The 3172-nt window shown below is 76.7% G+C and carries 2 protein-coding genes; both read left to right on the top strand.

Annotated elements, in window-relative coordinates; genetic code table 11:
• Nucleotides 1-3012, top strand: a 3012-nt coding sequence (locus STBA_RS02570; protein ID WP_143659613.1) for a type I polyketide synthase, incomplete at its 5' end; no start/stop codon positions are given.
• A gap of 64 nt (nt 3013-3076) precedes the next feature.
• Nucleotides 3077-3172, top strand: a 96-nt coding sequence (locus tag STBA_RS39415) for a polyketide synthase docking domain-containing protein (RefSeq protein WP_171987621.1), incomplete at its 3' end; no start/stop codon positions are given.

The following is a 3172-nucleotide window of genomic DNA, read 5'->3' as shown; positions in this document are numbered from 1 at the left end:
AGCCTGACCGAGCGGGCGGGGCTCCTGGTCCCGGCCCTGCGCAAGGGCAGGCCCGAGGCGGAGACCGCCACGGCGGCGCTCGCCCTGCTGGGCCTGCGCGGCGCCGGGCCCGACTGGTCCGCCGTGTTCCCCGGCGCGCGCCCGGTCCCGCTGCCCACCTACGCCTTCCAGCACCAGCGTTACTGGCTGGAGGACCGGGCGGCCCCCGCGGACGCGGCCGGCCTCGGCCTGCACGCGGTCGAACACCCGCTGCTCGGTGCCGCGGTGGCCCGCGCGGACCGGGACGAGCACCTGTTCACCGGCCACCTCGCGCCCCGCGCCATGCCCTGGCTCGCGGAGCACGCGGTCGCCGGCGCGGCCATCCTGCCCGCCACGGCCCTGCTCGAACTGGCCGTCCGGGCCGGCGAGCAGGTCGGCACCCCGCGCGTCGAGGAGCTGACGCTCGCCGCGCCGCTCGCACTGCCGGCCCGCGGCGGTGTCCAGGTGCAGGTGCTCGTCGGCACCGCCGACGGCGGCGGTGCCCGCCCGGTCGGCATCCACGCGCGCCCCGACGGCGAGGACAGCGCCTGGACGCTCCACGCCGAGGGCACCCTGACCGCCCGTGACCCGCTGGCCGACGGTGCCGGGCTCGAAGCCTGGCCACCGCCCGGCTTCACCGAGGTCGGCATCGAGGACGCCTATGCGCGGCTCGCCGACCAGGGATTCGCCTACGGCCCGGCCTTCCAGGGCCTGCGCCGTGTCTGGCGCGGCACCGGCCACGACCTCTGTGCCGAGGTCGCACTGCCCGAGGAACTGCGCGATCAGGCAGGCCGGTTCATCCTCCACCCCGCCCTGCTCGACGCCGCGCTGCACCCGCTGCTCCCCAGCGTCGCGACCGAAAGCGGCCGGCCGCGGCTGCCGTACTCGTGGAACGGCGCCGAGGTGCACGCCGTGGGCGGGGCCGAACTGCGCGTCCTGCTGACGGTTTCGGACCAGAACGAGGAGACCCTCAGGGCCGCGCTGCAAATCGCCGACGCCACCGGGGCACCGGTCGCGACGGTGGACTCGCTGCTGCTGCGCCCGCCGGCCCCCGAGGCGCTGCGCGCCGCCGCGCGGACGGGCCGTGACGGGCTGCTGCACGTGGACTGGTCCCCGCTCCCCGGCGAGCACGGCAGCGCCGACACCGGGGTCCTGGCCGTGCTCGGCGCGTCCCCGTTCGCCGGCGTCACCGCGTACGGCGACCCGGCGGATGCCGCGAAGTCGGGCGCCGGAACGGTGCTGCTGCCCCTGCGGACCGGCGGCGCTCCCGCGGCCGGGGCGGACCTGCCCGCCGAGGCGCGGGCGGCGCTGCGGCAACTGCTCGCGGACGTGCAGGCGTTCCTTGCCGAGGAGCGGCTGGCCGACGCCAGGCTCGTGGTGGTCACCCGGCGCGCCGTCGCCGTCGGCCCCGAGGACGTCACCGACCTGACGCACGCCGGTGCCTGGGGTCTGCTGCGCACCGCGCAGAGCGAGCACCCCGGCCGCATCGTCCTGCTCGACACCGACACCGACACCGACACCGACACCGACACGGAAGATCTGCTGCCCGCCGCGCTGACGGGCGGGGAGCCGCAACTCGCCGTGCGCAACGGGCAGGTGCTCATCCCGCGCCTGACCAGGACCCGGGGCGTCGAGCCCCGGCCCGAGTCCCGGCCCGGGTCCGGGGCGCCGCGCTGGGACGAGGGCACCGTCCTGATCACCGGCGCGACCGGCACTCTGGGACAGCTGCTCGCGCGCCACCTGGTGACCGCGCACGGGGCCCGGCACCTGCTGCTGCTCAGCCGACGCGGCGAACAGGCGCCCGGTGCGGCGGAGTTGCGTGCGGAGCTGGCCGCCTCGGGCGCCGAGGTCACCTTCGCGGCCTGTGACGCGGCCGACCGCGAAGCGCTGGCCGCGGTGCTGGCCGCCGTGCCCGCGGAGCATCCGCTGCGCGCGGTGGTGCACACCGCGGGTGTGCTGGACGACACCGTGCTGGGGGAGCTGACGGCCCGGCGGCTGGACGCCGTGCTGCGGCCCAAGGTCGACGCGGCGTGGCACCTGCACGACCTGACCCGCGGCCTCGACCTCGACGCGTTCGTCCTGTATTCCTCCGTCGCCGGGCTCATCGGCACCGCGGGACAGGCCAACTACGCGGCGGGCAACGCGTTCCTCGACGCCCTGGCCCACCACCGCCGTGCCCAGGGGCTGCCGGCCCTTTCGCTGGCCTGGGGCCTGTGGTCGCAGACCAGCAGCATCAGCGCGGGGCTGAACGACACCGACCTGCGGCGGCTCGCGCGCCTCGGCCTGCTGCCGCTGGACGCCGCGGAGGCGCACGACCTGTTCGACGCCGCGCACGCCACCGGCCGGCCCGTGCTGGCCGTCACCCGGCTCGACACCGCGGCGCTGCGCGAACGCGGCGAGAGCCTGCCGCCCCTGCTCCGCGGTCTGGCGCCGGCCACGGCCAGGCGCGCCGCCGCGCGCGCCGCGGAGCAGGACCAGGGGCAGGCGCTGGCCCGGCGGCTCGCGCCGCTCGGCCCCGCCGAGCGGGCCGAGGCGCTGGCGGATGTGGTGCGCACCCACGTGGCCGGGGTCCTCGGCCACCGGGACCACACCGCGGTCGACGCGGAACGCAGCTTCCAGGACCTCGGGTTCGACTCGCTGACCGCCGTCGAGCTGCGCAACCAGCTGACGGCGGCCACGGGGCTGCGGCTGCCCGCGACCCTGATCTTCGACCACCCCAACCCGGTCGCCCTGGCCCGCCACCTGGCGGACCGGATCGGGCCCGACGACACGGCCGCCGCCGACTCCCTGCTCGAGGCGCTGGAACGCATGAAGCCGGCGATCGAGTCGCTCGGCTCCGACGACGCCTCGCGCGAACGCCTGGCCGCCCGGCTGCTCGAACTCGTCGGCCTCGCCGAAACGGCGGCCGGCGCGGGCGGCGCAAAGGAGGCGGAAGTCGATCTCGACTCCGCGAGCGACGACGAGCTGTTCGCCCTCGTCGACGGCCTCGACTGAGAACCGCCGGAATACCGCACCCCGCACCCCGCACACCGCACACCCGACGAGGAGGGGAAAACACGTGACGGACGAGAGCAAGCTCCGCGAGTACCTGAAACGGGCCATCTCCGACGCCCGCGATGCCCGCAGGCGTCTGCGCGACGTCGAGGAGAAGCAG

Origin of the sequence: Streptomyces sp. MP131-18 (assembly GCF_001984575.1) — a bacterium.
GTDB lineage: Bacteria > Actinomycetota > Actinomycetes > Streptomycetales > Streptomycetaceae > Streptomyces > Streptomyces johnsoniae.
Note: the sequence above shows the minus strand (reverse complement) of the source record. Positions and strands in the feature narration are given on the sequence as shown.